Annotated in this window: 24 protein-coding genes; 13 read left to right on the top strand and 11 right to left on the bottom strand. The window is 49.3% G+C overall.

The window, feature by feature from the left end:
- The first annotated feature begins 9 nt into the window (after positions 1-9).
- From CUJ83_RS06655 to CUJ83_RS06645, 3 genes are read left to right on the top strand one after another with little or no spacing between them, the layout of a single operon-like run.
- The gene (locus CUJ83_RS06655) at positions 10-579 is read left to right on the top strand and encodes a nucleoside/nucleotide kinase family protein (RefSeq protein WP_230741506.1); all 570 of its coding nucleotides are present in this window, start codon (positions 10-12) and stop codon (positions 577-579) included.
- Between the two features lie 39 nt (positions 580-618).
- A complete protein-coding gene (gene aroE / locus CUJ83_RS06650) occupies positions 619-1,431 on the top strand; it encodes a shikimate dehydrogenase (protein WP_230741505.1) in 813 nt (270 codons plus the stop codon).
- A complete protein-coding gene (locus CUJ83_RS06645; RefSeq protein ID WP_230741504.1) occupies positions 1,421-2,716 on the top strand; it encodes a prephenate dehydrogenase/arogenate dehydrogenase family protein in 1,296 nt (431 codons plus the stop codon). Before aroE ends, CUJ83_RS06645 begins: the two co-directional genes overlap by 11 nt.
- Before the next feature lie 345 nt (positions 2,717-3,061).
- Here the strand turns inward: CUJ83_RS06645 and CUJ83_RS06640 are convergent, their stop codons facing one another.
- A complete protein-coding gene (locus CUJ83_RS06640; RefSeq protein WP_369423890.1) occupies positions 3,062-3,346 on the bottom strand; it encodes a chorismate mutase in 285 nt (94 codons plus the stop codon).
- 19 nt (positions 3,347-3,365) lie between these two features.
- The gene (locus tag CUJ83_RS06635) at positions 3,366-4,208 is read right to left on the bottom strand and encodes a shikimate kinase (RefSeq protein ID WP_230741502.1); all 843 of its coding nucleotides are present in this window, start codon (positions 4,206-4,208) and stop codon (positions 3,366-3,368) included.
- Positions 4,209-4,385: 177 nt separating this feature from the next.
- Between CUJ83_RS06635 and CUJ83_RS06630 the strand changes: the two genes are divergently transcribed.
- From CUJ83_RS06630 to CUJ83_RS06620, 3 genes are all read left to right on the top strand, one after another.
- The gene (locus tag CUJ83_RS06630) at positions 4,386-5,399 is read left to right on the top strand and encodes a galactose-1-phosphate uridylyltransferase (protein WP_230741501.1); all 1,014 of its coding nucleotides are present in this window, start codon (positions 4,386-4,388) and stop codon (positions 5,397-5,399) included.
- Positions 5,400-5,570: 171 nt separating this feature from the next.
- Positions 5,571-6,824 (top strand): glycosyltransferase family 4 protein, encoded by a 1,254-nt coding sequence (locus tag CUJ83_RS06625; RefSeq protein WP_230741500.1) that lies wholly within the window; start codon positions 5,571-5,573, stop codon positions 6,822-6,824.
- Positions 6,825-6,834: 10 nt separating this feature from the next.
- Positions 6,835-7,173, top strand: a complete 339-nt coding sequence (locus CUJ83_RS06620) for a hypothetical protein (RefSeq protein ID WP_230741499.1) — start codon at positions 6,835-6,837, stop codon at positions 7,171-7,173.
- A 267-nt stretch (positions 7,174-7,440) separates the two neighbouring features.
- Here the strand turns inward: CUJ83_RS06620 and CUJ83_RS06615 are convergent, their stop codons facing one another.
- Complete coding sequence (locus CUJ83_RS06615) at positions 7,441-7,992, bottom strand: DJ-1/PfpI family protein (protein ID WP_230741498.1); 552 nt, start codon at positions 7,990-7,992, stop codon at positions 7,441-7,443.
- A gap of 104 nt (positions 7,993-8,096) precedes the next feature.
- Here CUJ83_RS06615 and CUJ83_RS06610 point away from each other — a divergent pair, with 104 nt between their 5' ends.
- Positions 8,097-8,894, top strand: a complete 798-nt coding sequence (locus CUJ83_RS06610) for a sugar phosphate isomerase/epimerase family protein (protein ID WP_230741497.1) — start codon at positions 8,097-8,099, stop codon at positions 8,892-8,894.
- 117 nt (positions 8,895-9,011) lie between these two features.
- Here the strand turns inward: CUJ83_RS06610 and CUJ83_RS06605 are convergent, their stop codons facing one another.
- Together CUJ83_RS06605 and CUJ83_RS06600 are read right to left on the bottom strand one after the other, a co-directional pair.
- Positions 9,012-9,761, bottom strand: coding sequence for an MBL fold metallo-hydrolase (locus CUJ83_RS06605; protein ID WP_230741496.1), 750 nt, complete (start codon positions 9,759-9,761; stop codon positions 9,012-9,014).
- 29 nt (positions 9,762-9,790) lie between these two features.
- Positions 9,791-10,537, bottom strand: coding sequence for an RAD55 family ATPase (locus CUJ83_RS06600; protein ID WP_230741495.1), 747 nt, complete (start codon positions 10,535-10,537; stop codon positions 9,791-9,793).
- A 247-nt stretch (positions 10,538-10,784) separates the two neighbouring features.
- Between CUJ83_RS06600 and CUJ83_RS06595 the strand changes: the two genes are divergently transcribed.
- Together CUJ83_RS06595 and CUJ83_RS06590 are read left to right on the top strand one after the other, a co-directional pair.
- On the top strand, positions 10,785-11,345 hold the full coding sequence (locus tag CUJ83_RS06595) for a hypothetical protein (RefSeq protein ID WP_230741494.1): 561 nt from the start codon (positions 10,785-10,787) through the stop codon (positions 11,343-11,345).
- A 2-nt stretch (positions 11,346-11,347) separates the two neighbouring features.
- A complete protein-coding gene (locus CUJ83_RS06590) occupies positions 11,348-11,914 on the top strand; it encodes a DUF429 domain-containing protein (protein ID WP_230741567.1) in 567 nt (188 codons plus the stop codon).
- 171 nt (positions 11,915-12,085) lie between these two features.
- Here CUJ83_RS06590 and CUJ83_RS06585 read toward each other — a convergent pair whose 3' ends face one another.
- The 3 genes from CUJ83_RS06585 to CUJ83_RS06575 form a co-directional block, all read right to left on the bottom strand.
- Positions 12,086-12,529: a tetratricopeptide repeat protein gene (locus CUJ83_RS06585; protein WP_230741493.1), complete on the bottom strand. Its 444-nt coding sequence runs from the start codon at positions 12,527-12,529 to the stop codon at positions 12,086-12,088.
- Between the two features lie 66 nt (positions 12,530-12,595).
- Positions 12,596-14,659 carry a ferrous iron transporter B gene (feoB, locus tag CUJ83_RS06580; protein WP_230741492.1) on the bottom strand — a complete coding sequence of 688 codons (2,064 nt, stop codon included), beginning with the start codon at positions 14,657-14,659 and terminating at the stop codon, positions 12,596-12,598.
- Positions 14,656-15,312 carry a metal-dependent transcriptional regulator gene (locus CUJ83_RS06575; RefSeq protein WP_230741491.1) on the bottom strand — a complete coding sequence of 219 codons (657 nt, stop codon included), beginning with the start codon at positions 15,310-15,312 and terminating at the stop codon, positions 14,656-14,658. Before CUJ83_RS06575 ends, feoB begins: the two co-directional genes overlap by 4 nt.
- Positions 15,313-15,466: 154 nt before the next feature.
- Here CUJ83_RS06575 and CUJ83_RS06570 point away from each other — a divergent pair, with 154 nt between their 5' ends.
- The 4 genes from CUJ83_RS06570 to CUJ83_RS06555 all read left to right on the top strand — a co-directional run bounded on the left by CUJ83_RS06570 (position 15,467) and on the right by CUJ83_RS06555 (position 18,914).
- Positions 15,467-16,189 carry a glycosyltransferase gene (locus tag CUJ83_RS06570; RefSeq protein WP_230741490.1) on the top strand — a complete coding sequence of 241 codons (723 nt, stop codon included), beginning with the start codon at positions 15,467-15,469 and terminating at the stop codon, positions 16,187-16,189.
- 220 nt (positions 16,190-16,409) lie between these two features.
- Positions 16,410-16,901, top strand: a complete 492-nt coding sequence (locus CUJ83_RS06565; RefSeq protein ID WP_230741489.1) for a DUF4403 family protein — start codon at positions 16,410-16,412, stop codon at positions 16,899-16,901.
- An 86-nt stretch (positions 16,902-16,987) separates the two neighbouring features.
- The gene (locus tag CUJ83_RS06560) at positions 16,988-18,058 is read left to right on the top strand and encodes a 60S ribosomal export protein NMD3 (RefSeq protein WP_230741488.1); all 1,071 of its coding nucleotides are present in this window, start codon (positions 16,988-16,990) and stop codon (positions 18,056-18,058) included.
- Positions 18,045-18,914, top strand: a complete 870-nt coding sequence (locus tag CUJ83_RS06555) for a class I SAM-dependent methyltransferase (RefSeq protein ID WP_230741487.1) — start codon at positions 18,045-18,047, stop codon at positions 18,912-18,914. The genes CUJ83_RS06560 and CUJ83_RS06555 overlap by 14 nt, the downstream gene beginning before the upstream one ends.
- On the opposite strand, the gene CUJ83_RS06550 is transcribed toward CUJ83_RS06555, so the two are convergent.
- The 3 genes from CUJ83_RS06550 to CUJ83_RS06540 all read right to left on the bottom strand — a co-directional run bounded on the left by CUJ83_RS06550 (position 18,909) and on the right by CUJ83_RS06540 (position 22,205).
- On the bottom strand, positions 18,909-20,012 hold the full coding sequence (locus CUJ83_RS06550; RefSeq protein WP_230741486.1) for a Vgb family protein: 1,104 nt from the start codon (positions 20,010-20,012) through the stop codon (positions 18,909-18,911). The genes CUJ83_RS06555 and CUJ83_RS06550 overlap by 6 nt on opposite strands.
- Before the next feature lie 209 nt (positions 20,013-20,221).
- Positions 20,222-21,259: a 6-phosphofructokinase gene (locus CUJ83_RS06545; protein WP_230741485.1), complete on the bottom strand. Its 1,038-nt coding sequence runs from the start codon at positions 21,257-21,259 to the stop codon at positions 20,222-20,224.
- 22 nt (positions 21,260-21,281) lie between these two features.
- Positions 21,282-22,205 carry a class II fructose-bisphosphate aldolase gene (locus tag CUJ83_RS06540; protein WP_230741484.1) on the bottom strand — a complete coding sequence of 308 codons (924 nt, stop codon included), beginning with the start codon at positions 22,203-22,205 and terminating at the stop codon, positions 21,282-21,284.
- Positions 22,206-22,694 lie beyond the last annotated feature (489 nt).

Genomic DNA, 22,694 nt, shown 5'->3' with positions numbered 1-22,694 from the left:
GGTGAGGTCATGAGGTTCATAGTTATAGACGGTCTTGACGGTTCGGGGAAAGATACACAGGCATACCGCCTCAAAGATCATCTCTCCAATAACGGAAGCGAAGTCGTCCTGAGGATACACCCGTCACAGGACAACTTTTTCGGGAAGTTTTCCAAGAAATCCCTGACCAGGGGCGGCAAATTTGACCGCATGCTTGCGACGCTCTTTTACGGCTTTGATGTCATAAGGTCTATCCTGCTTTACTGCAGGGGGGACCGCACCGTTATCTTTGTCAGGTATACGATGGCGTGCGCATACCTGCCGAAGGCGATAATAAGGCCTGTCTACAAGATTGTGAAGACGATACTTCCGCATTCAGAAGAGATGTTCTTCCTTGACGTGTCGCCGGAAGAGGCGTTAAGGAGGGTGCACAGCCGCGGAGGCGAGTTAGAGATGTTCGAGACTTTGCCTCACATGGAGAAGGTACGGTCAAGGGCGATGATGATAGTCGACGACTGGAAAGTTGTGGACGGGAACCCTGCGCCGGACAAAGTATTCGAGAATATCGTCAACAGCCTTAAAATTAAAAGGACGGGCTGATGGCTAAATATATCAAGTTCAAAACTAATTTTTATTACGATGAAAAAGGTCTTTGGCGTCATCGGCGACCCCATATCCCACAGCCTATCGCCTGTGATGCATAACGCTGCATTTGATCATTTAGAGATGGACTGCGCCTATCATGCGTTCCAGGTAAAAGGCGAGCACCTGAGAGAGGCTATCGTCGGTGCCAGGTATCTTGGCTTCGGCGGGCTGAACGTGACCATACCTCATAAGGAGGAGGTTTTGAAAATAGTCGAGGGCGGCAAGATGGCGTCGGACATTGGCGCGGCCAACACGATAGATTTCAGGCGCATGAAGGCGTTCAATACGGACGGCCCGGGGGCTCTTGATTCGCTGCAGGACAACGGCATAGATGTCTCGGGAAAGGATGTTCTGGTGTTAGGCGCGGGCGGCGCGGCCAGAGCTATCGTGTACATTATGGCGATAAGCGGGGCCCGCGTGACCGTTTTAAACCGCACGGAAGATAAGAGCCTTGCGCTGGCTTCCCATATGAGCATGTTCGGCAACGTCACCGGAAAAGGGCTGGGAGAAATACCCACAGACGTCAGCGCTTCAGATGTGATCATCAATACGACCTCCGTAGGAATGTATCCTGACGTCGACGGCACGCTCGTTACGTCAGATATGCTCGATAGCTCGCAGGTCGTTTTCGATCTTGTATACAAACCACTGGAGACACGGCTGTTAAAGGAGGCAAGGATGGCCGGCGCGAAGACAATAGACGGTATAACGATGCTGGTGCGCCAGGGCGCGAGGTCTTTTGAGATATGGAACGACGTCAGGCCGCCTGTAGACGTGATGGAGAGGAGCGTCAGGGATGTCCTATAAAGTGCTTATCATAGGGGGCGCCGGAGGCATGGGCCGATGGTGCGCGAAACTCTTTAAAAGGATGGATTTTGACGTCTCGATCAGCTCGAGACGTGATGTGGCCGATGTAGCAAAGTCTCTCGGCGTAGGCGTTTCTTCGGGGATGAAAGCCGGCGATTTTGATATTGTCGTGCTTTCAGTGCCCATAGATACCATCGATAGCATTTCGGCAGATATAGCGCCTTTTATGAAGCCAGGCTCACTCCTGATGGATCTCTCATCGTTAAAAAAAGAGCCGATGGAGTCCATGACCGGCCATACTTCCCCCGAGGTCGAAGTTCTGGGGGCACATCCGCTATTCGGTCCCGAGATAGACGACATGACCGGATACACAATAGTGCTTGTGCCTTCCGAGCGATGTAAAAAATGGTTCCCGATAATTCACGATACGTTCGAGAAGGCCGGAGCGAACATTGAGGTGACTACGGCCGATGACCATGACCAGAAAATGGCTATCGTCCAGGGCCTCACACATTTCGTGTACATAGCTCTCGGAAGGGCGTATGAGCGGATCGGCATCAACATGAAGACGCTGGACGGGTTCGCCACTCCTGTATATCGTATAACAAAGGACTTTACGGGAAGAGTTCTTTCACAGGACCCGAGAATGTACGCTCTGATCCAGTCGGGCAAGGACGTAGTGCAGGCGAGGAGCGAGTTCATCATAGCCTGCTCCGAGCTGGAATCAGACATCATGAAAGGGGACATCGACGAGTTCGTCCGTACGCTGGAGTCGGCTACTAAACACTACGGCGATACCGCAGTCGCCAGGAAAAGGACCCAGCGCATCATTGAGAGATCGCGCGAAGAAGAGCGATTCATCAGAAATAGCGTCGGCACGGAACAGGCATTCGCCATTGAAGGGGAAAAAGCCCCTGTGTACGGCATCATAAAAGAAGCCTCCGGAGATCGATTCGTGCTTGACACGCCGTCAAGGCTGCTGGACCTGAGCTACGATGAAGTGACTCTGTTGAGCGGAGAAGAACTAAAAGATGCCAAAGCGAAGACAGCCCCCAGGATAAGCCGGTACGTTACCGTGAAACTGGCACGGGGTGCTAATGCTAAGATGCTAAAGTGGGTGCTTAAACGTATAGACGGCGTCGCGGAGGTCAGGGACGAAAAGAGCGAGGCTACCGACACTCCCGATATATACCGTTTTACTCTAGAGGTCTATTCGGATGACAGCGAAAAGACTCTCAAGAACGTGCTCGATACGATATGGGGCCTGGGATATGAGGTTAAGTAAAACCGGATAATGCTCTCACGTCTTTTTTACTTACCACGAAGGGCTCGAAGGTACACTAATTTGTTAACCACTAAGCGCACGAAGGCGACTAAGGTCACAAAATTTTTTTTATATATGATAATCTTCTAAAAAAGTCCTTAGTGTTCCTTGTTCGCCTTCGTGCGCTTAGTGGTTGGAAACCGTGTCCTTTATCGCCTTTGTGCGCTTTGTGGTTGACAGTTTGTGTTCCCTAGTTGCCTTTGTGCGCTTAGTGGTAAAAAATTAATGATAACTTAAAACTTATCGTTTTTAAGGCAATTGCTGTTTTCCTTCTATAATAAAAGTAAAGTTATGTCCTTCGGGGTACTAAGGCAGGTTTCCCTCTCCGGACATCTCATGCTGTCTCTCTATGCTCATTCTTATGATCATCTTGAATATCTCTTTGATCGCCCCTGTGTCGATATTAAGCTCGTTGGCCTTTTCCATTGCCCTTTTAATCACTACCTCGTTCTGCTTGTCGTCGTTGATCTCAAGGCCCTGCTTCTTCTTTTCTTCCAGGATCAGCCTGGCCAGATCCATGCGTTTTGCGAGGAGGTCAATGATCTCCTCGTCGATCTTTCTCACATCGTCTCTTCTCTTTTCCAGCGTCATTTTTATACCCCATTCTTGATCATTCAAATGTAAATGCACCCTTATTGTTCACAGCCGTCACGATGATACTGCCCGGGTAAGCGGACCAGGCAGATCTTAGCCTGTCAGTCTCTTCCCCGGAAGTGAGGGCCACGATCGACGGACCGGTCCCCGAAAGGCTTACTCCTTTTATTCCAAGCTCAAGCGCATCGAACACCGGACCGGAATCGAAACCAAGCGCCTGGGAATACAGCAGGCCGTTCAGCGTCATAGCCTTCCGGTAATATCCCTCTAAGGCAAGGTCAAAAGCGATGCCCACCCAGGGAGCTATGAGCCTGGAGCGTCTTATGTCCGTGTCTGCGGAGAAAGCCTTTTTGTCCGGGACGTATATGACGACGTCCGAGTTGATCTCCTCTCTTTTTAAAAGCTCCATTTCCCTGTTATCCGTCATCACGACGCCCCCGAACATCGACGCGCAGGCATCGTCGAACGCCCCGGTGATCGATACGCCCGTATCAAGCGCAGCCCTGACGCCGAGCTTCACGGCCTCAAGCGGGTCCATATCCCTTCTTATCGCCCTGAGGGTCGCCAGTACGGTGGCGTTGGCGGCGGCGCTGGAGGATTTCAGGCCGCTTGCCAGAGGGACCTCGCTGGATGTCACTATTTTTGCGCCCGAATCTATATCGAACTTTTCGAGGACGATCTCGCACGCTCTTTCTATAAGCCTCGTATCTCCTCCCCCGGCTATCTCTCCTTCTATGAGGTCGCCCTTTATTTCCACTGTAGCCTCAGTCTTCAGCTCGATACCAAAAGCGCTGCCTTTCCAGTTCGCTATGGCGTTTATCACGGTACCCGCACCGAACGCTATCGCATGGCCTTCCATTCTTTTACACCTTTACAATATTGTATCAATATTAGTATGCTATATGATAGCACATCACATATATAATTTTTATTTCAACTTTATTAATCTTTACGTTCCCGGAACTATTATAGTTATATCCGGATATACTCCCGGGAATTAAAAAAATATATTTTAACATATAGCTAAAATGTAATCATGAATAAAATACGGCGGGACTATTTTACCGATCACCGGGTGATAATCGCCACTGAAAGGGCCAAGAGGCCGACGGATTTTATTAAGGAAAAGCCGTCCGCCGCCAATAAAATAAAATGTCCGGCATGCGGGAAAACGGTGTCAGATGAAGGTAACGCCTGCCAGGCCTGCGCTTTTTGCGCCGGTAACGAGCACCTTACACCACCGGGTAAGACTATATATTACTCATCGACTGTCGGGATATGCCAGGATGCGGATATTGATGGAAAGCCAAGAAGGAGCGACTGGCTGGTGAGAGTGATACCTAACCTTTATCCTGCCGTAAAACCCGAGGACCCTGAGTCAGGACAGTATGAGGAAATGGTGGCGTCAGGAGTGCATGAGGTGATAGTAGAATCGCCCGAACATGGGCGTCAGCCTCAATTTATGTCCGACGATGAGATAAAATTGCTTTTTCAGGCTTACAGCGATAGGTTCATTGAAGTCTCGCGCCTGCCGTTCGTCAGGTATGTATCGATCTTCAGGAACCACGGCAAGGATGCCGGCGCATCCCTGTCACACCCTCATTCGCAGCTTATTACGTTACCGGTAGTGCCGGGAATGATCAGGGACCAGTTCGACAAGGACTATACAAAGATCATGGTAAAAGAGGAAAACTCGCCGAGGCTTGTGCTTACGACCGAACATACCCTCGCATTTGCGCCATATGCGTCAAGCTTTCCATATGAAATATGGGTGTTCCCCAGGAAGCCTCGAAAGAACATATCGGAATTGACCGTGGAGGAAAGGGATGACTTCGCCATCGCCATGAGGGATGTGCTGTCAAGGCTATACAGGCTGTTGTCCGACCCTCCGTATAATTACTGTTTTATGCAGTCGGTCTCGGAGGATATGCACATGCATATACGCATCTGTCCAAAGCTCGGCATGCTCGCCGGCTTCGAGCTGAATACGGGCATGAACATAAACTCGGTGCCCCCGGAGGACGCAGCCAGGTCTCTCCGTGAGATTTGACGAAGGTCACCGCTCATTTAAAAGCCATGTCAAAATAATGAGGCTATTTTCATTTTTATCCGATGGATCACCACGGCAATAAAAGTGAATAATTATATCATGATGCCGCCGCATCGAACATATTTTTTGCAATATATTTTATATAATCAGTATTATATTATAACTTAGTTTATGAAAATCGGTTTTTTTGTCTGGGAATACCCTCCAAGGATAATCGGGGGGCTCGGCGTATACGCGCAATATATAACGAAATATATGGTTAACATGGGCCATGAAGTATCCGTATTTACCACGAACACAGGGTCACTGAAGACAAGCGAGGTCATAGACGGGGTGGAGGTCAACAGGCCCCTCGGGATCGACGCTTCCAGCGTCTTGCGCATATTCGTCGGTAACGATCTTCAGTCATGGGGAGACGGGCTGAGGTTCTTCAGTTCCATATTCGTCAACGATATCATGTGCACTAACAAATTCGTTAACGAACAGATACGCAGGAAAAAAAAGACGTTCGACATGATCTGCGTACATGACTGGCTCGGGGGCATGGCCGGCTCCATGATAAAGAGCGAACTCAACCTGCCGCTTGTATTCCATGTACACTCCATAGAGACGAGGCGCAGCAAGGGACAGGGCAGTAAAGTGGTCAACGACATAGAGTATCATCTGGCGTCCGTCGCGGACCGTGTGATCACAGTCAGCTATGCGATGAAGGAAGACCTGGAAAACCACGGGTGGCCGGGCGAAAAGATATTCGTAGTATGGAACGGCATAGATCCGGATATCTACGACCCTTCAAAAATAGACGACGTGGAAAAAGCCGCGTTGAGATTAAGGTACGGCATAGCCGACGATGAAAAAATGATGCTTTTTGTGGGAAGGCTCAACTGGGTCAAAGGCATTATGAACCTGGTCCAGGCGATGCCTTCGATAATCGAGACTTACCCGAAGGTCAAGCTCGTCATACTGGGCACGGGGGACGAAGAGTATGACATACGCAGCCTTGTGAAGAGGCTGGGCATCGAGGATAACGTGATATGCAGGTATGAATTTGTCCCGGAGCATGAGCGCATTGTCCATTATGCCGCATCCGACCTTTGCGTGTTCCCTTCAGTCTATGAGCCTTTCGGGATCGTCAGCCTTGAGGCCATGGCCATGGAAAAGCCCATAGTCGTAGGCGCGAGCGGGGTCTCAGGGTTCAGGGAACAGGTAATTAGCTCAGGGCCAGGCAAGACCGGAATACACGTGAACGGGAAGGATCCTGTTGACATAGCCTGGGGTGTCAAGCAGGTTTTAATTGACGATGAGGAGGCAATGGCCTGGGGCCGGAACGCCCGAGACCGTGTTTTAAAATACTTTACCTGGGAAAAGGCTACCAGAGAGACACTACAGATATACGAAGGACTTGTGAACTCTTATAAATACTAAAGGGATCGATATGCGGGAGAGCCAGATCACGGTCAGGAAAATGTCCGGAAAAGTAAATCCGGGTGCAGTATCGAAAGAACACTATGATAAAGTTAAGCTCGAATCGATCGCGAGCATGCTATTTAAGCCTGAGGATAAAAATCCTTATATCTTTAACGGAAAGCCTTTAAAGGACTTTCAGGACTTGAAGGACTATCTTGTGGCGTTTACCGAAAGAGAGGCCATATGGGTCGCCTCATGGATCGAATACCTGGGCGACGAAGAGACCGCGTCCCGCATACGGCGAAAACCAAAAAATTTTAAAAATATCATATATGACCGGTATAACGAGCTATCGCCTCACATATGATAAGTATCCCGTCCCATACGTCATTCACATCTTTGATAAAGTCCATCACAAGGGACACAAAGGGGCACAAGGGTACCAAAGGACTTTTTTAAGAAGGTTAGCTTATTTAAAAAAAAATTGTGGACCTTTTTCGCCTTTGTGTGCTTTGTGGTAAAAAATAGATAAAATAAGATTATGAATTAACCGGTCACTCCCCTATGCGTTAAACGCCCGCACAAATTTAATCCGGTCTTTAACCGGAGATCCTTATCAAAAACCGCGACCGGATCACCCGACCGATACGATACGAGGCCTTACAAGGCTCAGTACTGCCTGTGCGAACTCCTTTGCATTCTCAGGGCCCTGGGCAGTCACGATATTATCGCTCACCACGACCCCCTGGTTGACATAAGTCACGCCGTTCCTGTTCAGTATGCTTATAGCGTCCTCTGTAGGGAACACTGTCCCTCTTTTACCTTTGAGTATCCCTGCCTGTGCCAGTATGGCACCCGACAGACAAATAGCTCCTATGATCTTACCTTTCTTATGCGCGTCCCTGACCTTTTCCAGCAATGCCTCATTGTCCCATAGGTACCTGGGAGAACCGCTGCCGCCAGCTATGACTAGAGCATCAAGGTCGTCGACCACTATATCCTCGATCTTCGTGTCAGGGTGCACCGTACCGCCCAGCATACCGGTTATCGTCTTTGTCGTGTTGCTGGCGATAGACACGAACGCCCCCGCATCAGAAAAGACGTTCTCCGGCACGAACAGCTCCTCATCCCTGAAATTTCTCTCCGCTGCCACAAGCTGGATCTTCAGATTACCTAGATTAGCCATAAAGATCCTCCAATTCATATTTTATTTTGATGTATATTATAATCAACCCCGATATCGCTGGTATATGGGTAAAAATTAATACTTTCAAATAAAGACAATTCATCATGTACCTTGGAACCCTTGCCGACCCCCGGGGCGATGTCATTCAGGAGATCCATTATGCGGACAATGTCAAATTCGACTTTGTCGAGATAAGCGTTGAAGGACCAAAATATACGCTCGAGAACCTCGAGCCAAAGGTCCCGGAGATAAACCGGCTCAAAAACGAGCTAGGCCTGTTCTTTACCTGCCATACCCCGTGGGGATGGAATATCGGCAACCCTTATGAAAAGATCAGGGGTGCTACCGTGGGCGAGGTCATGAAAGTGATAGACTTTGCGGAAAGCATTGAGGCGCGTCTTGTCACGGTACACATGCATACCAGGTTCGGGCTGTACGATAAAAAAGAGATAATTAAGAACATGGCAGGCTCCCTGAGCATATTATGCGACCGCGCGGAGAAGTCGGGCATCGCCATCACGGTCGAGAACGTGGACCAGGGCGTTGACGACATGAAGGCTTTATTTGAGCTGGAGCCAAGGGCTAAGTTCCATCTCGATATCGGGCATGCAAATCTTTTATGTAAAGACGGGTCGAACATTTATGCTTTCATTGAGACGTTCAAGGACCGGCTGTACCATGTCCACGCCCATGACAACAAGGGTGGCCACAATGTCGACGGTGACCTGCATCTTGCTCTCGGCATGGGCAACATAGACTGGCCAAAGGTCGTAGGCTCTTTAAAGGATGCCGGGTATAAAGAGACGGTTACCTTCGAAGTTTTCACAAGGAACCGACAATATCTGGAAACAAGCAGGGACATCTTTAAGACCTTAATGGGCGGATGGGCTGAGCAAGACTAGATATGATAGATTTGACATTTCGTTAATGATTCATAAAACGCCTAAATTTTTTTACGCCAAAAAACCAGAAATTATGAGGCCGAACATATCCGGTTGTGCCGGGGATATCTCTGTGCCTTATATCTCTATTTCCATATCATCATATGACACGATCAGGCCGTCGAACTCTTTTATCATGCGGTCATAGACCTCTTTCCTGTTCTCCAGCTCAGGGTACCTGTTCGCGTCGAAATGCACGAGCGCCATTTTTTTGACGTTAGCTTTTTTCGCGACATTTACAGCGTCGACAGGGTTCAAGTGAGGCCAGTGGTCGCTATGCTGGCCGAAACGAAAAGAGCATTCGGTGATAAGCAGGTCGGCGTCCTTTGCCAACTCTATCAGGTTATCACATATTCCGGTATCAGTGCAATAGGCGACTATCTTCCCTTCTATGTTGAACCGATATCCGAGGCATCTTGACGAGTGAAGGAGAAACCTGAAATCCTCCAGGAACGGGACATCATGCCTGTTTTCCGGCAGCTCGTTTATACTGACGGGATAAGGCATATCTGATAGGGGCACGCTGAAGGGATCGTTCATCAAATAATTCAATATGCTCCTTGTGCCTTCCTGCCCGTATATCTTGAGCCCCTTGCTTAACCTTGACTTATTAAGGGTATGCAAACCCTCGACATGGTCAAGATGAAAATGGCTAAGAAAAAGAAAAGTCTGGCGGGCGTCTTCCCTCGGTATATGCCTGTTCAGCTTATGAATGCCGTTTCCCGCGTCCAGGACTATGAACTTATCTCCGGCCTCTATCAATGTGCATAAGGTATTACCGGTCTTGGTGTCGTACCAGCCGTTGGTACCCAGGAAAACGACTCTCATTGCCCTCTGCTATGTCCGCCTGTCTGTGTTCATCTCTTTTTTATCTCTTCCAGGGTCGCGGTCTCATCTTCAACGTTAAAGAAGTACTTACGCGCCGAGAACTTAGAGTCCCTGAGCTTCTTGATCTGTATCATGTCGCGCGGCTCCCCGTCCACTTCGACCTTACATACCCATATGACGCCGTCCACAATATGTTCAAGGGCCTTTACAAGCTCCGGCCTGTGGGCGCCCATGTGTATCGTGTACATCGAGGTTATGCCGTAGTTTTTCTGCGTCGCCATCTGGTGGTGTATGTAGTTGAGCACGGCCCTCTCGGAATCGTTGGCCAGGAACAGCGTTGTGAGCGAGTCCACGATCCCGCGCATGTTATTGTACGGTTCTACGGCTGCGGTTGCCGCCTTTACGACGTCGTTCACTTCCTTCAGGTTAGTGAGGTCGTGGCATACATATTTCCACTTCGACGTGAACTCTCCCCATCCGAACGCGTCCGTAAAGCCGTCTATGATTATGAACTGGCCGTTCGACATAAGCTCCTCCGGCTCAAGCCCAAAAGCGTTCATCGAGTTGACTATCGCATGAGGCGGATGTTCCATGTTAAAGATATAACAATACTCATCGTTCAACAGCCCTTCGGCGACGAACTTACTCTGCAGGATATGTGACTTAGCACCCGTATCCTCCTCCAGGAGGATCAACGATCCTCTCGGTATGCCTCCATCCAGAGCACTGTCGATGTCAGGTATGCCGAATTTCGCGCGGTTCTTGATTTCTGACATATTGTTCCCCTATCTTCACTGTAATTATTAACTCAGGGCTCTTCCGTTTTATAATCATTTCGTAAGCCCGGAGATTCTGTGATGGTACTATTCTATGCGCTGACCGGTTATCATTTTTATGCTACGGAAGATTTGTTCGATCGAACAAATCATAAGTATTATCGCAGGCTATAAAACATAATATTTATATCTTGAAGATGACTCTTGCTATACAAATCATGGCCAATCATAAATTGTGGGGTTTTATATGAGAAAATTATCCGGCATCATGATACCGCTCATCCTGCTGGCCGCGACGATATCGATCGGCGGCTGTATATGCTCAAGTGATATTTTACCGTTCGGCGGGGTGGAGCCTGCTCCGACACTGGCGCCAGCGCCCACGATAGCTCCGACCCCGACCCCGATGCCTACCGCTATTCCTTCGCCGATAATCATAACCAAGCAGCAGAGCGATGACGTAAAGGTCATTCCGCTCCCCGATTATAAGGGATTTAGCTGGGACAAGACCTTGAACGGACAGAGTGAGAACGTGACGGTCATTGTCGCTAACGACGGCATAGAGACGGCTAAGAACGTGATAGTCATCCTCAAGGTCGTGGATGCCCAGAGGAGCGATACCCTTGTCATACATGAGGAAAAGATCGGCGACCTTGGACGAGGGGAACGCAAATGGATATCCATCCGCACCCCTGTACATAGCGGCGCTTCGTCAGTATACGTGGAAGCAAGGATCGAGTGGGGAGAATACCGGGAGTTCTATAACCCGGACATTTATATAAGAAAAACATATTCCGTATACACTTGACCGTGCTCATGAACACATATGCAGGGATAGACCTGGCTTCCTTTCCAAAGAACCAGACAGGCGTCTGTATTTACAGGGACGGAAGGTTTGAATGCAGGACACTCTACGATGACGCGTCCATCTTTACTTTTATTATAAGTGCCGCTCCTAAAGTCGTCGCCATAGACGCTCCGCTGACACTTCCGGCAGGGCGCTGCTGTTTTAATGATGACTGCTGCGGCACGCGAAAGATAAGGGAATGTGACCGCAGGCTCATATCTATGGGATATCGAGTGTTCCCGCCGGGCTTCTCTTTTATGAAACAGCTGACGTTAAGGGGTAAAGCTCTCAGGGAAAAGCTTGAGGCGTCGGGGACTAAGGTCATTGAAGTTCATCCGCGCACGAGCATGCGTATCCTCGGGATCGATGCCTCGAAAGAGTTCGGTAAGGCGGCTTCTACACAGCATGAGATAGATGCCTGCGCTTCCGCGCTAACGGCAAAGCTGTATGACGAAGGAAAATGCGTTCAGGTAGGCGACTCCGAGGGCATGATCGTGATCCCGGAAAAGAAAGACGTAATAGAAAAATAGTATATAAAGGAAAATTTGCATTCTGGATTTTATATTAACTCGTTGAGCTGTAAAAATGTATTACCGGCGAACCTAATTGCTCAATATGGTTAGCATCCCAAAAACACAGAGGATTTTTAAAAATAAAATTTTGTGCCTTACCAGCGTCTCTAAAATTTTATAACGCCCGGTTCAGACTGGCTTATCCAGGTACCTTGCCCTCTGTTTTACCGCAGTATCGCGTTTGAACCTTGTCAGTTCATCGTCGGGCTTTAGCTTCAGCACATGGTCATATTCTCTTATCGCATCCGTGAACTTCATTTTACGCTCGTAGATGTCGCCCAGCAGGAGATGTGCCTCTATGATGTTCGGGTTGTTCGCCAGCACGGTCTCGAAATGTTTTTTGGCATCGTCCAGCCGGCCCTTATTGTAAAGGTCTATGGCTTTTATATACTCCGGGTCGTCGATCTCTTTCTCATTATGCTCGTCCATCTGAAGCCCAAGGGCCACTTTATGGTCAAGGCTGCATTCCCCCACGTCCGGAAGGCGGCACTCAGCATGTGACGGTATTACAATGACGGGTGATACGTTCGGGGAGTTGACATTTACCTCTTTTTCTTTTTTCTTATCGGTCATGAATGCTCACATATAATAATATATTAATATTATTCATTAAATTTTTGTACCGATAAAAAATAATGCTCAGATCAACGCCTGTACCACTGGCACAAGGTTGGCTATGATACCGCTGACCAGCAAAGCCAGTATCACTGTGAACAGCGTGATAATGGCAGTGTCCTTTAATCCGAGCACTCTGTTGAGCATTGCCATCGTAGCGATACATGGCATGTATATCGTCGTAAAGACCGCGAAAACGTACATCTGAAGTCCGGTCATGACAGTATCGAAAGATGCGGTCCCGGCCATGACGGCGAGAGTTTCGAGAGCCATCTCTTTTCTCAGGACCCCGAATATCAGCGCTGTAGACGTATACTCGGGCAGGCCGAGCCATGTTCTCGTCAGAGGCGAAAGCAGGCCGTTCACGATCTCAAGGATGCCCGCATACTGTAACACTCCCAGCACTGCGCTTCCGGCTATCAGCAGCGGGAAGGCCACGTATATGAACTCTTTCATCTGGATCCATGTCTTGTTGACGACATCATTGATACCAGGGGCTCTCAGGGGAACCATCTCCAGCACGAACCCCGTTTCCTCACCTTTGACAACTCTTCCGAGTATGAACCCGATGGCGACGATTATCGCCAGGAGGAGCAGGTATATCGAGAACGCTGCCCATATCGACACGAAACTTGCCACAAGGCCCAGTATCACTATGCTTCTGGCAGAGCACGGGACCATGCATATCAGCGTGGAGGTGATTATTCTCTCACGATGCGTCTGAAGGGACTTTGTTGACATGATGGCTGGTACGCTGCAGCCGAAACCCAGTATGAGCGGTATCATCGCCCTGCCGTGAAGCCTGAACTTATGCATGATCTCATCGAGCAGGAACGCTGCCCTGGTAAGATACCCCGAGTTCTCCAGTATTGACATAAGCACGTAAAACGTCATGATGTACGGGAACACTATACCGAGGCCTGCCTGTATGCCTATCAGGGTATACTCCACCACGATCTGGATGAACGGGTAAGGCTCAAGGGTCGCCTTTACCGGCGCCAGGATGAGCTTATCAAAATTATCGACTATCAGTTCCTCTAAAAATCCGCCGACATAAAACACAGTCAAGAGCATCGAGAGTATCACTGCGGCAAGTATCAGAAAACCCGATACGTTATTCATTAGCAGATCGTCGATCTTCTCAGCTATGTTCTTACGGACGTCGGGGCTGTAACGCATGACGCTTTTTGATATGAGCCCTGCGTCTCCGTATCGGTTGCTCGCCATTATCTCCGCTATGGGCGAATCATGCGTCCTTTCTATCTCATTTCTCATTATCGCGGCGGACGTCCTCAGTTCTTCCGGGTACTCTTGAAGGGTTTCCCCGGGTAAGTTATACTCCCCCAACAGATCCCTGGCTGAAGTTATCCGCCCCTCATGGCCTCTCCACGGCCCTCCCCGTCCTTTTCCCCTGCCGCCCCGAAGTTTTAACATGTGGCGTGAATGTCTCACCGGCGCTTCTTCGTCGCCCCGGGATAAAAGCGCGATCGTGTCAAATCTTGTCAGCGACCTGTCCATGGCCAGGAGGGTATGGATATATGACTCGATATGGCGGTCATATCTTACGTGGCGGTGATCTTTTGAGCTTTGGGGATGGGCGAAAACATGCATCAGCTCTTCAAGGCCTGTTCCTTTGTATGCGGAGGTAGGTATTACAGGCACACCTAAAAGCCTTGACAGGCCTTCGACATCTATCTCTATGCCTGAAGCGTTCGCTTCGTCGATCATGTTAAGGCAAACTACGACGGGAATATCGAGCTCAAGCAGCTCAAGCGTCAGGTAGAGGTTTCTTTCCAGGCGTGTAGAATCTATGACGTTCAGGATGACATCGGGCTTTTCGTCATTTAAGAAATTAATGACGGTCTTTTCTTCCGGGTTCATGGTGTCGATGGAGTACACGCCGGGAAGATCGGACATATCCAGGGTGATCTCATCATGTTTGACACGTCCCCGGGCGACTTCGATAGTCGTGCCCGGATAATTCGATATGATGACCCCTATGCCAGTCAGTTTCGAGAACAGCGTGCTTTTACCGACACTGGGGTTGCCTATAAGAGCTACTTTTAATGGTCTATCGTTCAGTGTCATGCCGTGGCCTTAATAACGAATATCTTTTCTGCTATGTCCCTGCCAATGGCTATCTCCGTCCCTTTTATCCTCACAAGCAGGCCGTTGGCCGGTATCCTCTTTCTGATACATATGCTTACATCGGGCAGGAATCCCAGCGACATAAGGTGCTGTCCGATATTGTTCTCATCGATCCTGACCACCTTTATGACGGCCATTTCGCCCTCTTTCAGGTCCGTGAGCGGTATCGAACCATTGTCCTTCTCGCAGCATTCTCCCATTGTTATCGGGTTCTCGTCAGGGCAGAACCTGGGATGGCCGAGGTATTCGCAGAGCTTCTCGGTCGTCGCATCGGATATTGCATGCTCCATTTCACATGCTTCCCTGTGAGCCCTGTCAGCATCCACGCCTAAATTATCCACTAAAAACTTTTCCAGGAGCTGATGCTTACGCGCGATGTTAATTCCTTTTTCCATGCCTTTTTCTGTCAGCGAGGCTCCGGAATAAGGCTCATAATCGACGTATCCCTCTTCCTGCAGCTTCAACAGCATCTCTGTAACGCTTGGAGGCTTTATCTTCAATATGTCGGCTATATCCTTTGTCTTGGCTTTCTTGCCGTCTCTGGTCAGGTATAAGATGGTCTCCAGGTACTCTTCAACGACATTTTTTTTCATAGGTATCAGAACTTTGAACTTAAAATAATTAGGTAAACCTAATACTGACACTATATTTAGGTATACCTAATTATAAAAACTTTATGGTAAGACGATGATAAAGGTATATGATTTAAATATGTTTAAGTCCTATACCGCCATGGAGGCAGGCGATATGGATTTTTCGATTATAGTCCCTGCTCTTAACGAGGAAAAAAGGATCAGGAGATGCCTTGATTCGATAAAGGCACAAAAAACCGGGCATACCTATGAGCTTATCGTGTCCGATTCCGGCAGCACGGACAGCACGGTGGCCATATCAAGAGAGTATACCGATAAGATAGTAGTATGTAATGAAAGGGGTACAGCCAGGGCCAGGAACGAGGGGTCAAAACTGGCATCAGGTAATATCCTCATATTCATCGATTCCGATACCGAGCTATTGCAGGATTACCTGAACGTGATATACGACGCTTTTTCCGACGACCGGGTCATAGCGATGTCATGTGCCTTCAAGTTCACCAATAGAAGCCCAAAGCTGCGGTTCGCAGAATATGTGACCAATACGTATTATGTGACCAGAAGCATTTTTCGGGGCACTACATTGCCGGGGTTCAACCTGTGCGTCAGGCGCGAGGTATTCGAAAAGCTTGGCGGGTTCAGGATATGTCACCTTGAGGACCTTGACATGAGCATAAAGCTAAGGAAGATCGGCAGGACCAAATACCTGTCCCGGCGAAAGGTGATAACGTCATCAAGAAGGCTCGAACAGGACGGCATCTACGGGACTTTAAAATACTATACGGATCTTTTTGAGAGGACACAGAACAAGCGTCTGGGGTTCCACATCGTTAAGCTGTCTGATAACAAATATGACGATTACATCCACAGGGAATGACCCGTGCCACCGGACTATTAATAAGGTTTTTTGCTGGTTAAGGGCTAAATCTTCCAGAGAAACTAATATGTATATGAAGTAATATACATTAAACCTTTAAAAATCAAATGTTTTCTTTAAAACCACTTAGGTTAAATATTTGCAAGTTCTTACCTTTTACTTACAATTCCGGGAGTTAAACTATATCCCGTAATTATAAAAAATATTGAGGCTGGGGAATATGGATTCCAATTGTAGTGTCGATGCACCGAAGAGCACGATGAACTATAGGTTTATATACAACGATGAGCTCCTTGAGTTCCTGTCAACGCAGATACTTCTGGGGGCGAGACCGGGTGCCGCATACCAGGCAGCACTGCCTGAGATCAAGAAAATGTTGTTTGATTTTGACATATATATGGTATCGTTCCTTTCAGATGAGGATGTCGGAAAGCTTGAAAAAGAGATAAAGGGCAAAGATTTCGACGGTAAAACGATCACCGATAAGAAGCTGAACACAAAGCTTATGGCTATAAGGGATAATGCCAGGACCTTCGTTAATATCGCTTCGAAATATAATTCGGTCTGCGCGTACGTGAACAACGTTCTCTGCTCGGGTGACAGGGCGCAGGATATGGAGCCACTTATGAGCGCGTTTACGGACGACGAGAGCGAGTACCGGCTAAAGCAGGTAGGGTCTGCGACGTGTAAAAAGTTTTTGAGCCTTTTTTAATTTTATATGCGCCAAAATACTTCGCTATTTTTTGGCGCATCACTAACGTATTTGTATGATGGATACTTTTTAGGGTTTGAATAGCGATGACATCAGGATTATTCTGCCCGAAATGCGGCAAGGAAACGGAAGCTGAAGGGCTGTGTACTGCCTGTTTCCGTGAAGAGCACGTGTTATTTGAGGTACCGCAGGTACTCGAGGTCAAGATCTGCGCCAAGTGCCCTTCGTACAAAGTGGGCGAGCAGTGGATAGACACTAAGCTCGAAACATATGAAGACCTCGTAAAAAAGGCTACTATCAAGATAGTCGATCTCGCCGTCAAGATGAATAAGGAGGCGGAGAGCCCCCGGATAAAGATATTCCCGGAGTTCATTAATCCCAATGTTCTGAGAGTACGGGTACAGGCAGAAGCCTATGTCCTTGGCAGGCATATGAGCGATGAAAAAGAGGTAGAGGTCCGGGTGAGGAAAGAGACCTGCGACATTTGCTCGAGGATCGCCGGAGGCTACTACGAGGGGATCATTCAGGTAAGGGCGCAAAACAGGTTCCCGACAAAGAAAGAGATGGGTAAGGCCTTAAAAATAATATACGACGTCGTAAAGAAAGCGGAGAAGGCAGGCGACAGGCTGGCTTTCGTCACCGACGAGTTCGACCTTCCCGAAGGCGTGGACGTATATATGGGCTCGGTAAACTGCTCGAGGCAGGCCTCAAGGGCGATAGTCGACGATTTCGGAGGCACGGTCCTGGAATCCCCGAAGCTTGTGGGAGCCAAGGACGGTAAAGACCTTTACAGGGTAACGTTCGCGGTGAGGATCCCGGAGATCGTGGCCGGCGACATCGTGAATATGCATGGAAAGGTCGTCCTGGTCGAAAAAGTCGGAAAGCGCATATCGGGGACCGAACTGTCCAGCGGGCATTCCACATCGGCGCCCGAGGATGTAAAGCTGGAAAAACTGTCGAACAGGTCAGAGGCGATGAGCACGGTGCTGGTATCGGAAGAGGGCAACTCCGTACAGATACTTGACCCTGTGACGTATGAGCCCATGACGATCAAAAAGCCTATATTCCTCACACGGTCTCCCGGCGACGAGATATGGGTAGTAAAAATAAACAACGACGTGTTCCTGCTTCCCGGAGGAAACCGTGGGAAAGAATAATGCCAAGATGTATAACGAAAACAGGGGGAGGCCGATACCCTCCAGCCCTCTCGTAACTCTTTTATCCGGCTCGCTTACTCCCGAAGAGCTAAATACCGTCCCCCGCGGGTGGCAGATCATAGGCGAGGTCATACTTGTCCATATCCCCCCCGAACTCCAGAAAAAAAAGAAACTTATAGCGGAGGCCCTGCTGGAGCTATATCCCAGGTGCAAGACGGTCGTCGAGACGAAGCGTATCGCCGGAGAGTATCGCGAGCCTGTCATCGAGATAATGGCAGGGGACGGCACGGAGACCTACCATAAAGAGAACTACGTCGTCTTTAAGCTTGACGTTGCCAGGATAATGTACTCGCAGGGCAACTTTTACGAGCGGAGGAGAATGAGCACCGTCGGCAAAGACGAATATGTCGTCGATATGTTCGCAGGCATCGGGTATTTCACGATGCCCATGGCGGTCCACGCAAAGCCCCGTAAGATAAGGGCTATCGAGATCAATCCGGCATCCTACCATTACCTTTGCGAGAACGCGAGGCTGAACCGGGTGGATGGCATCGTGGAGCCGGTGCACGGGGATTGCAGGGAGAACACTCCGGAGGGAGAGGCCGACAGGGTGATAATGGGCTACGTCGGAACGACGCAAGAGTTCCTTCCGTGGGGTATCAAGGCACTGAAACCCGGCGGTATCCTGCATTATCATGAGACGACGCCTGAAAAGCTGATGTTCGACCGTCCCATCGGCTATATCAGGGACGAGTCGGAGCGCCAGGGCCGCAGCATCGAGGTCCTGGAAACTATTAAAGTAAAAAAATACTCTCCAGGCGTCTGGCACGTGGTCGTGGACGCAAAGATCTTATGACCTTTTTCTCAATGCGACCAGTAAAGCCAACAAAGCAGCGACAAATTCGAACCCGGGAGTTACGGTCGGGCTAACCGTGGGCGAAGGGCTGGGCTCAGGCGTTACGGTCGGTAATGGCACCAGATCAGAAAGGCCGTATTCAGGGCTCGCATGAAGCTTTGCCAGGACTTTGCTGCCGCTTTCTATGAACCATATGATGCCTTTCCCGTCATACTCTATCAGCGTCGGGTAGCTATTTTCCGTGCTGAGCTCAAGCACGGCGAAGCGCTGTATGTCCGGGAAGAATTTTATGAGCCTGGAATTCTCGACGTCAGTTAACCACACATGGTCGTTACCGTCCACAGTCAATCGATTTATCACAGGTTTTTTGCCGATCGCCGGCATATCGTATTCCGCGAATTGTTCGGTCGACGTATCGAACATACCGAGCCTGTCGGGCCCGCTTTCCGAGAACCACAGTCTTCTTTTGGAATCGAGTGCCATGCTTGTCGGGTATGGGTCCTCTGCCGGTATGTCATATTCGGCCACTCCATTGTACGCCTTGAGATATGCGCCTACCTTTCCCGCGCTATACTCTATGAACCATATGTTGCTCTCGTTATCCGCCTGCAGTTCGAACAGGTCAGAGCTTCTTTTGCTCACCCAGTGATCGACTAGGAACTTAGAGGATATGTCCAGCCTTCCCAGCTCGTCCTTACATGCGATCCAGAGAAAGCCGTTCAAATAAACGACGTCAGTAGGCTTGATGTCCACCGGGAAATTGTATGTGTAAAAACGCTCGTCGGGGATAGAGAACCGGCCCACTCGATTTCCGTCCCGGTCAGCGTACCATACCGAGCCCGCATCGTCGGCATAAAGCCCTGTTATCCTCGTATTATCCGCTGGCGGCATCATATATCCGTTAAAAGATCTTTGCACGGGGTCGAACCTGAACAGGCACGGCATAGAGCTATCCGCGAACCACACGTTTCCCTGCGCGTCGACTGTCATGGCGTCTACGGCAGTGACGTTTTCGGGTAACTGATACCTCTCTATCGAGTAAAGGTCAGGTGACCCCGCCGCAGGAATGTTGTTCTCCTCAGCCGAAGCTACCGGCATGAGCAGGAATGACGTCAGTATTATTATAATGATTAAGATATCGAGTCTCCTGTAGTTACAGGGCATAATATTTTGATTGACCTTAAATCATATAAATATTCACTTATATTGCCACGAACTAAAATCGCATGACTTCATTGAGTTTTTTACCGGCGAAAAGGGCAGTCACTTTTTAAAAAATCATAATTCGGGTTAGCGGAAATACCGCATTACCCGAAGAACGTCTTTGTGACATTGTAATACTTTTCGGGGACGGTCTTGAGTTCCTTTACCGCCTCTTCGATGGGCACGGCCTCGATGTTCTCTCCCCTGAGGCTTGCCATCATCGCGAACTGGCCTGACTTCACCATTTCTGCGGCCTTGTACCCGAGCCTCGTTCCAAGGACACGGTCATATGCCATGGGTGTGCCGCCTCTCTGGGTATGGCCCAGCACGACGTGCCTTGTCTCATATCTGGTGCGCTTCTCGATCTCCTTCGCCAGCGCCTCGGCAACTCCGCCGAGCTTTACATGCCCGAAAGCGTCAGTCTCCCTGGATGCGGCCTCGACGTCGAAGTCCGAGAATAACGCGCCCTCGGCCACGGCTATGATGGCATAGTTCTCGCCGCGTCCCCTTCTTTCGCGCAGCATGTTACAGCAGTCCTCGACGCTGCCTTTGACCTCTGGCGTGAATATCCAGTGCGCGCTTCCCGCCATTCCCGCGTCGACGGTCATCCACCCGGCATGCCTTCCCATGATCTCGCAGACTATGACACGGTCATGGCTGCAGGCAGTCGTATGAAGCCTGTCGATAGCGTCCGAAGCTATCTGGACCGCGGTCTGGTATCCGAAAGTATAGTCCGTGGCGCCCAGGTCATTGTCGATAGTCTTTGGCACGCCCACGCAGTTCAATCCCATCTTCGTGAGCTTGTTAGCGACGCCGAGAGTATCCTCTCCGCCCACGGCGACAAGGCAATCGATACCCATCTTCTTTGCGTTCTCGAGCACTTTTTCCGGGCCGCCCTCTACCTTGAACGGGTTCGTCCTTGACGTCTTCAAAATCGTGCCGCCCATGGGCAGGATGTTCTCCACGTCCTTTATCTCGAGCGGTGACGCGTCAGCATTTAGCATGCCTTTCCATCCGTACTTCACTCCGAGCACGTCCCATCCGTACTCCTTCGCCTTATATACGACGGCGCGGATGACGGCGTTCAGTCCGGGGCAGTCGCCTCCGCCCGTTAAAATGCCTATCTTTTTTATCTCGGCCATGATCATCACTTCTCAGCTTATCTTATGCCTTCCCCGAGCTTTCGAAGAGCCTCATCTTGCCTATGGCGACCTCTCTCATGGCGTCCTCTGCGGGGCCGAGGATCTTTCTCGGGTCAAACTCGTCCGGCTTTTCAGCAAGGACCTCTCTTATCGCGGCTGTCATCGCCAGCCTTATGTCAGTGTCAATATTGATCTTCGCGACGCCCAGGCCTATGGCTTTCTGGATAGAGTCGTTCGGAACTCCGGCTGCACCGGGCAGCTTAGCCCCGTACTTTGCCGCCCTGTCAAGGACTTCCTTCGGGACTCCCGAAGCTCCGTGAAGCACTATCGGTATGTTCACGAGCTTTTGTATCTTATCGAGCCTCTCGAAATCAAGGTTGGCCTCGCCTTTGAACTTAAACGCTCCATGGGATGTGCCTATGGCCACTGCGAGAGCGTCCACTCCCGTCTGCTCCACGAACATTTTCGCCTCGTCCGGGTTGGTGAATATCGCATCTCTCTCCGATACTGACACGTGACCTTCGACGCCTGCCAGCCTTCCCAGTTCCGCCTCGACCGATACACCTGCTGCGTGCGCGAACTCAACGATCTTCTTCGTCATCGCTATGTTCTCTTCCAGGGGCAGCTTGGAGCCGTCATACATTACCGACGACCAGCCGTTGCGTATGCACTTCACGCAGTCATCGAAGCTTGTGCCGTGGTCAAGGTGAAGCACGACGGGAACTTTCGCGTTCTTTGCCGCACAGCACGCTATCTCATAAATATAGTCTATCCCCGCATATTTTATCGCGCTCGGGGATACTGCCAGTATCACAGGAGACCTCTCCGCCTTGGCCGCACCTGCAATGGCCTTGGTGATCTCCAGGTTATTGATGTTGAACGCTCCTACGGCGTATTTCTCAGCCTTGGCTTTGTCCAGGACTTCTTTTAAAGTAGCAAAAGTCATAATCTCGACTCCATTTGATAATGCGTTCTATTTGATGTTTATCTAATTTCATACTCTTTCTTTTGGGACGTCCGGGAAATTGACAGAAAATTCGCGGCGTCCTCGTCTATATTCAATATAATCGGGCCATGATATTTATGGTTATTCAATATAGGCTTAAGAAAAAATCGCTTAATTACCATTTATAAGCGAATAATATGCAAGGACCACATGATATTCGTGTTCCCATAAAAGACCAGTAGCACTTATTTAGCGGTATAAAACCTGTTTATCTCCAATTATGGGGTTAAATCCCATAATAACAGGAACATATAGGCATTTTCAAAATAAGGGCCATATTAGACTCCATTTTGTAAAATTTTCGGGTAATATCAATCCTATTGTAAAATAATCAGAAAATTTTTATAGAATTCTCCTAAACTCCTTATAAACAATTTCATTTTTTATTTTTTAACGGTTATCGTAAAATATATAACTAAAATGCTGTTA

The organism is Methanooceanicella nereidis, from assembly GCF_021023085.1.
GTDB lineage: Archaea > Halobacteriota > Methanocellia > Methanocellales > Methanocellaceae > Methanooceanicella > Methanooceanicella nereidis.
This window is presented reverse-complemented; position numbering and strand designations above follow the sequence as displayed.

Bases quoted from the DNA above. Each gene is read 5' to 3' on its own strand.
- CUJ83_RS06655 (WP_230741506.1), top strand. From the start codon at position 10: ATGAGGTTCATAGTTATAGACGGTCTTGACGGTTCGGGGAAAGATACA.
- aroE (WP_230741505.1), top strand. From the start codon at position 619: ATGAAAAAGGTCTTTGGCGTCATCGGCGACCCCATATCCCACAGCCTA.
- CUJ83_RS06645 (WP_230741504.1), top strand. From the start codon at position 1,421: ATGTCCTATAAAGTGCTTATCATAGGGGGCGCCGGAGGCATGGGCCGA.
- CUJ83_RS06640 (WP_369423890.1), bottom strand. From the start codon at position 3,346: ATGACGCTGGAAAAGAGAAGAGACGATGTGAGAAAGATCGACGAGGAG.
- CUJ83_RS06635 (WP_230741502.1), bottom strand. From the start codon at position 4,208: ATGGAAGGCCATGCGATAGCGTTCGGTGCGGGTACCGTGATAAACGCC.
- CUJ83_RS06630 (WP_230741501.1), top strand. From the start codon at position 4,386: ATGAATAAAATACGGCGGGACTATTTTACCGATCACCGGGTGATAATC.
- CUJ83_RS06625 (WP_230741500.1), top strand. From the start codon at position 5,571: ATGAAAATCGGTTTTTTTGTCTGGGAATACCCTCCAAGGATAATCGGG.
- CUJ83_RS06620 (WP_230741499.1), top strand. From the start codon at position 6,835: ATGCGGGAGAGCCAGATCACGGTCAGGAAAATGTCCGGAAAAGTAAAT.
- CUJ83_RS06615 (WP_230741498.1), bottom strand. From the start codon at position 7,992: ATGGCTAATCTAGGTAATCTGAAGATCCAGCTTGTGGCAGCGGAGAGA.
- CUJ83_RS06610 (WP_230741497.1), top strand. From the start codon at position 8,097: ATGTACCTTGGAACCCTTGCCGACCCCCGGGGCGATGTCATTCAGGAG.
- CUJ83_RS06605 (WP_230741496.1), bottom strand. From the start codon at position 9,761: ATGAGAGTCGTTTTCCTGGGTACCAACGGCTGGTACGACACCAAGACC.
- CUJ83_RS06600 (WP_230741495.1), bottom strand. From the start codon at position 10,537: ATGTCAGAAATCAAGAACCGCGCGAAATTCGGCATACCTGACATCGAC.
- CUJ83_RS06595 (WP_230741494.1), top strand. From the start codon at position 10,785: ATGAGAAAATTATCCGGCATCATGATACCGCTCATCCTGCTGGCCGCG.
- CUJ83_RS06585 (WP_230741493.1), bottom strand. From the start codon at position 12,529: ATGACCGATAAGAAAAAAGAAAAAGAGGTAAATGTCAACTCCCCGAAC.
- feoB (WP_230741492.1), bottom strand. From the start codon at position 14,659: ATGACACTGAACGATAGACCATTAAAAGTAGCTCTTATAGGCAACCCC.
- CUJ83_RS06575 (WP_230741491.1), bottom strand. From the start codon at position 15,312: ATGAAAAAAAATGTCGTTGAAGAGTACCTGGAGACCATCTTATACCTG.
- CUJ83_RS06570 (WP_230741490.1), top strand. From the start codon at position 15,467: ATGGATTTTTCGATTATAGTCCCTGCTCTTAACGAGGAAAAAAGGATC.
- CUJ83_RS06565 (WP_230741489.1), top strand. From the start codon at position 16,410: ATGGATTCCAATTGTAGTGTCGATGCACCGAAGAGCACGATGAACTAT.
- CUJ83_RS06560 (WP_230741488.1), top strand. From the start codon at position 16,988: ATGACATCAGGATTATTCTGCCCGAAATGCGGCAAGGAAACGGAAGCT.
- CUJ83_RS06550 (WP_230741486.1), bottom strand. From the start codon at position 20,012: ATGCCGGTAGCTTCGGCTGAGGAGAACAACATTCCTGCGGCGGGGTCA.
- CUJ83_RS06545 (WP_230741485.1), bottom strand. From the start codon at position 21,259: ATGGCCGAGATAAAAAAGATAGGCATTTTAACGGGCGGAGGCGACTGC.
- CUJ83_RS06540 (WP_230741484.1), bottom strand. From the start codon at position 22,205: ATGACTTTTGCTACTTTAAAAGAAGTCCTGGACAAAGCCAAGGCTGAG.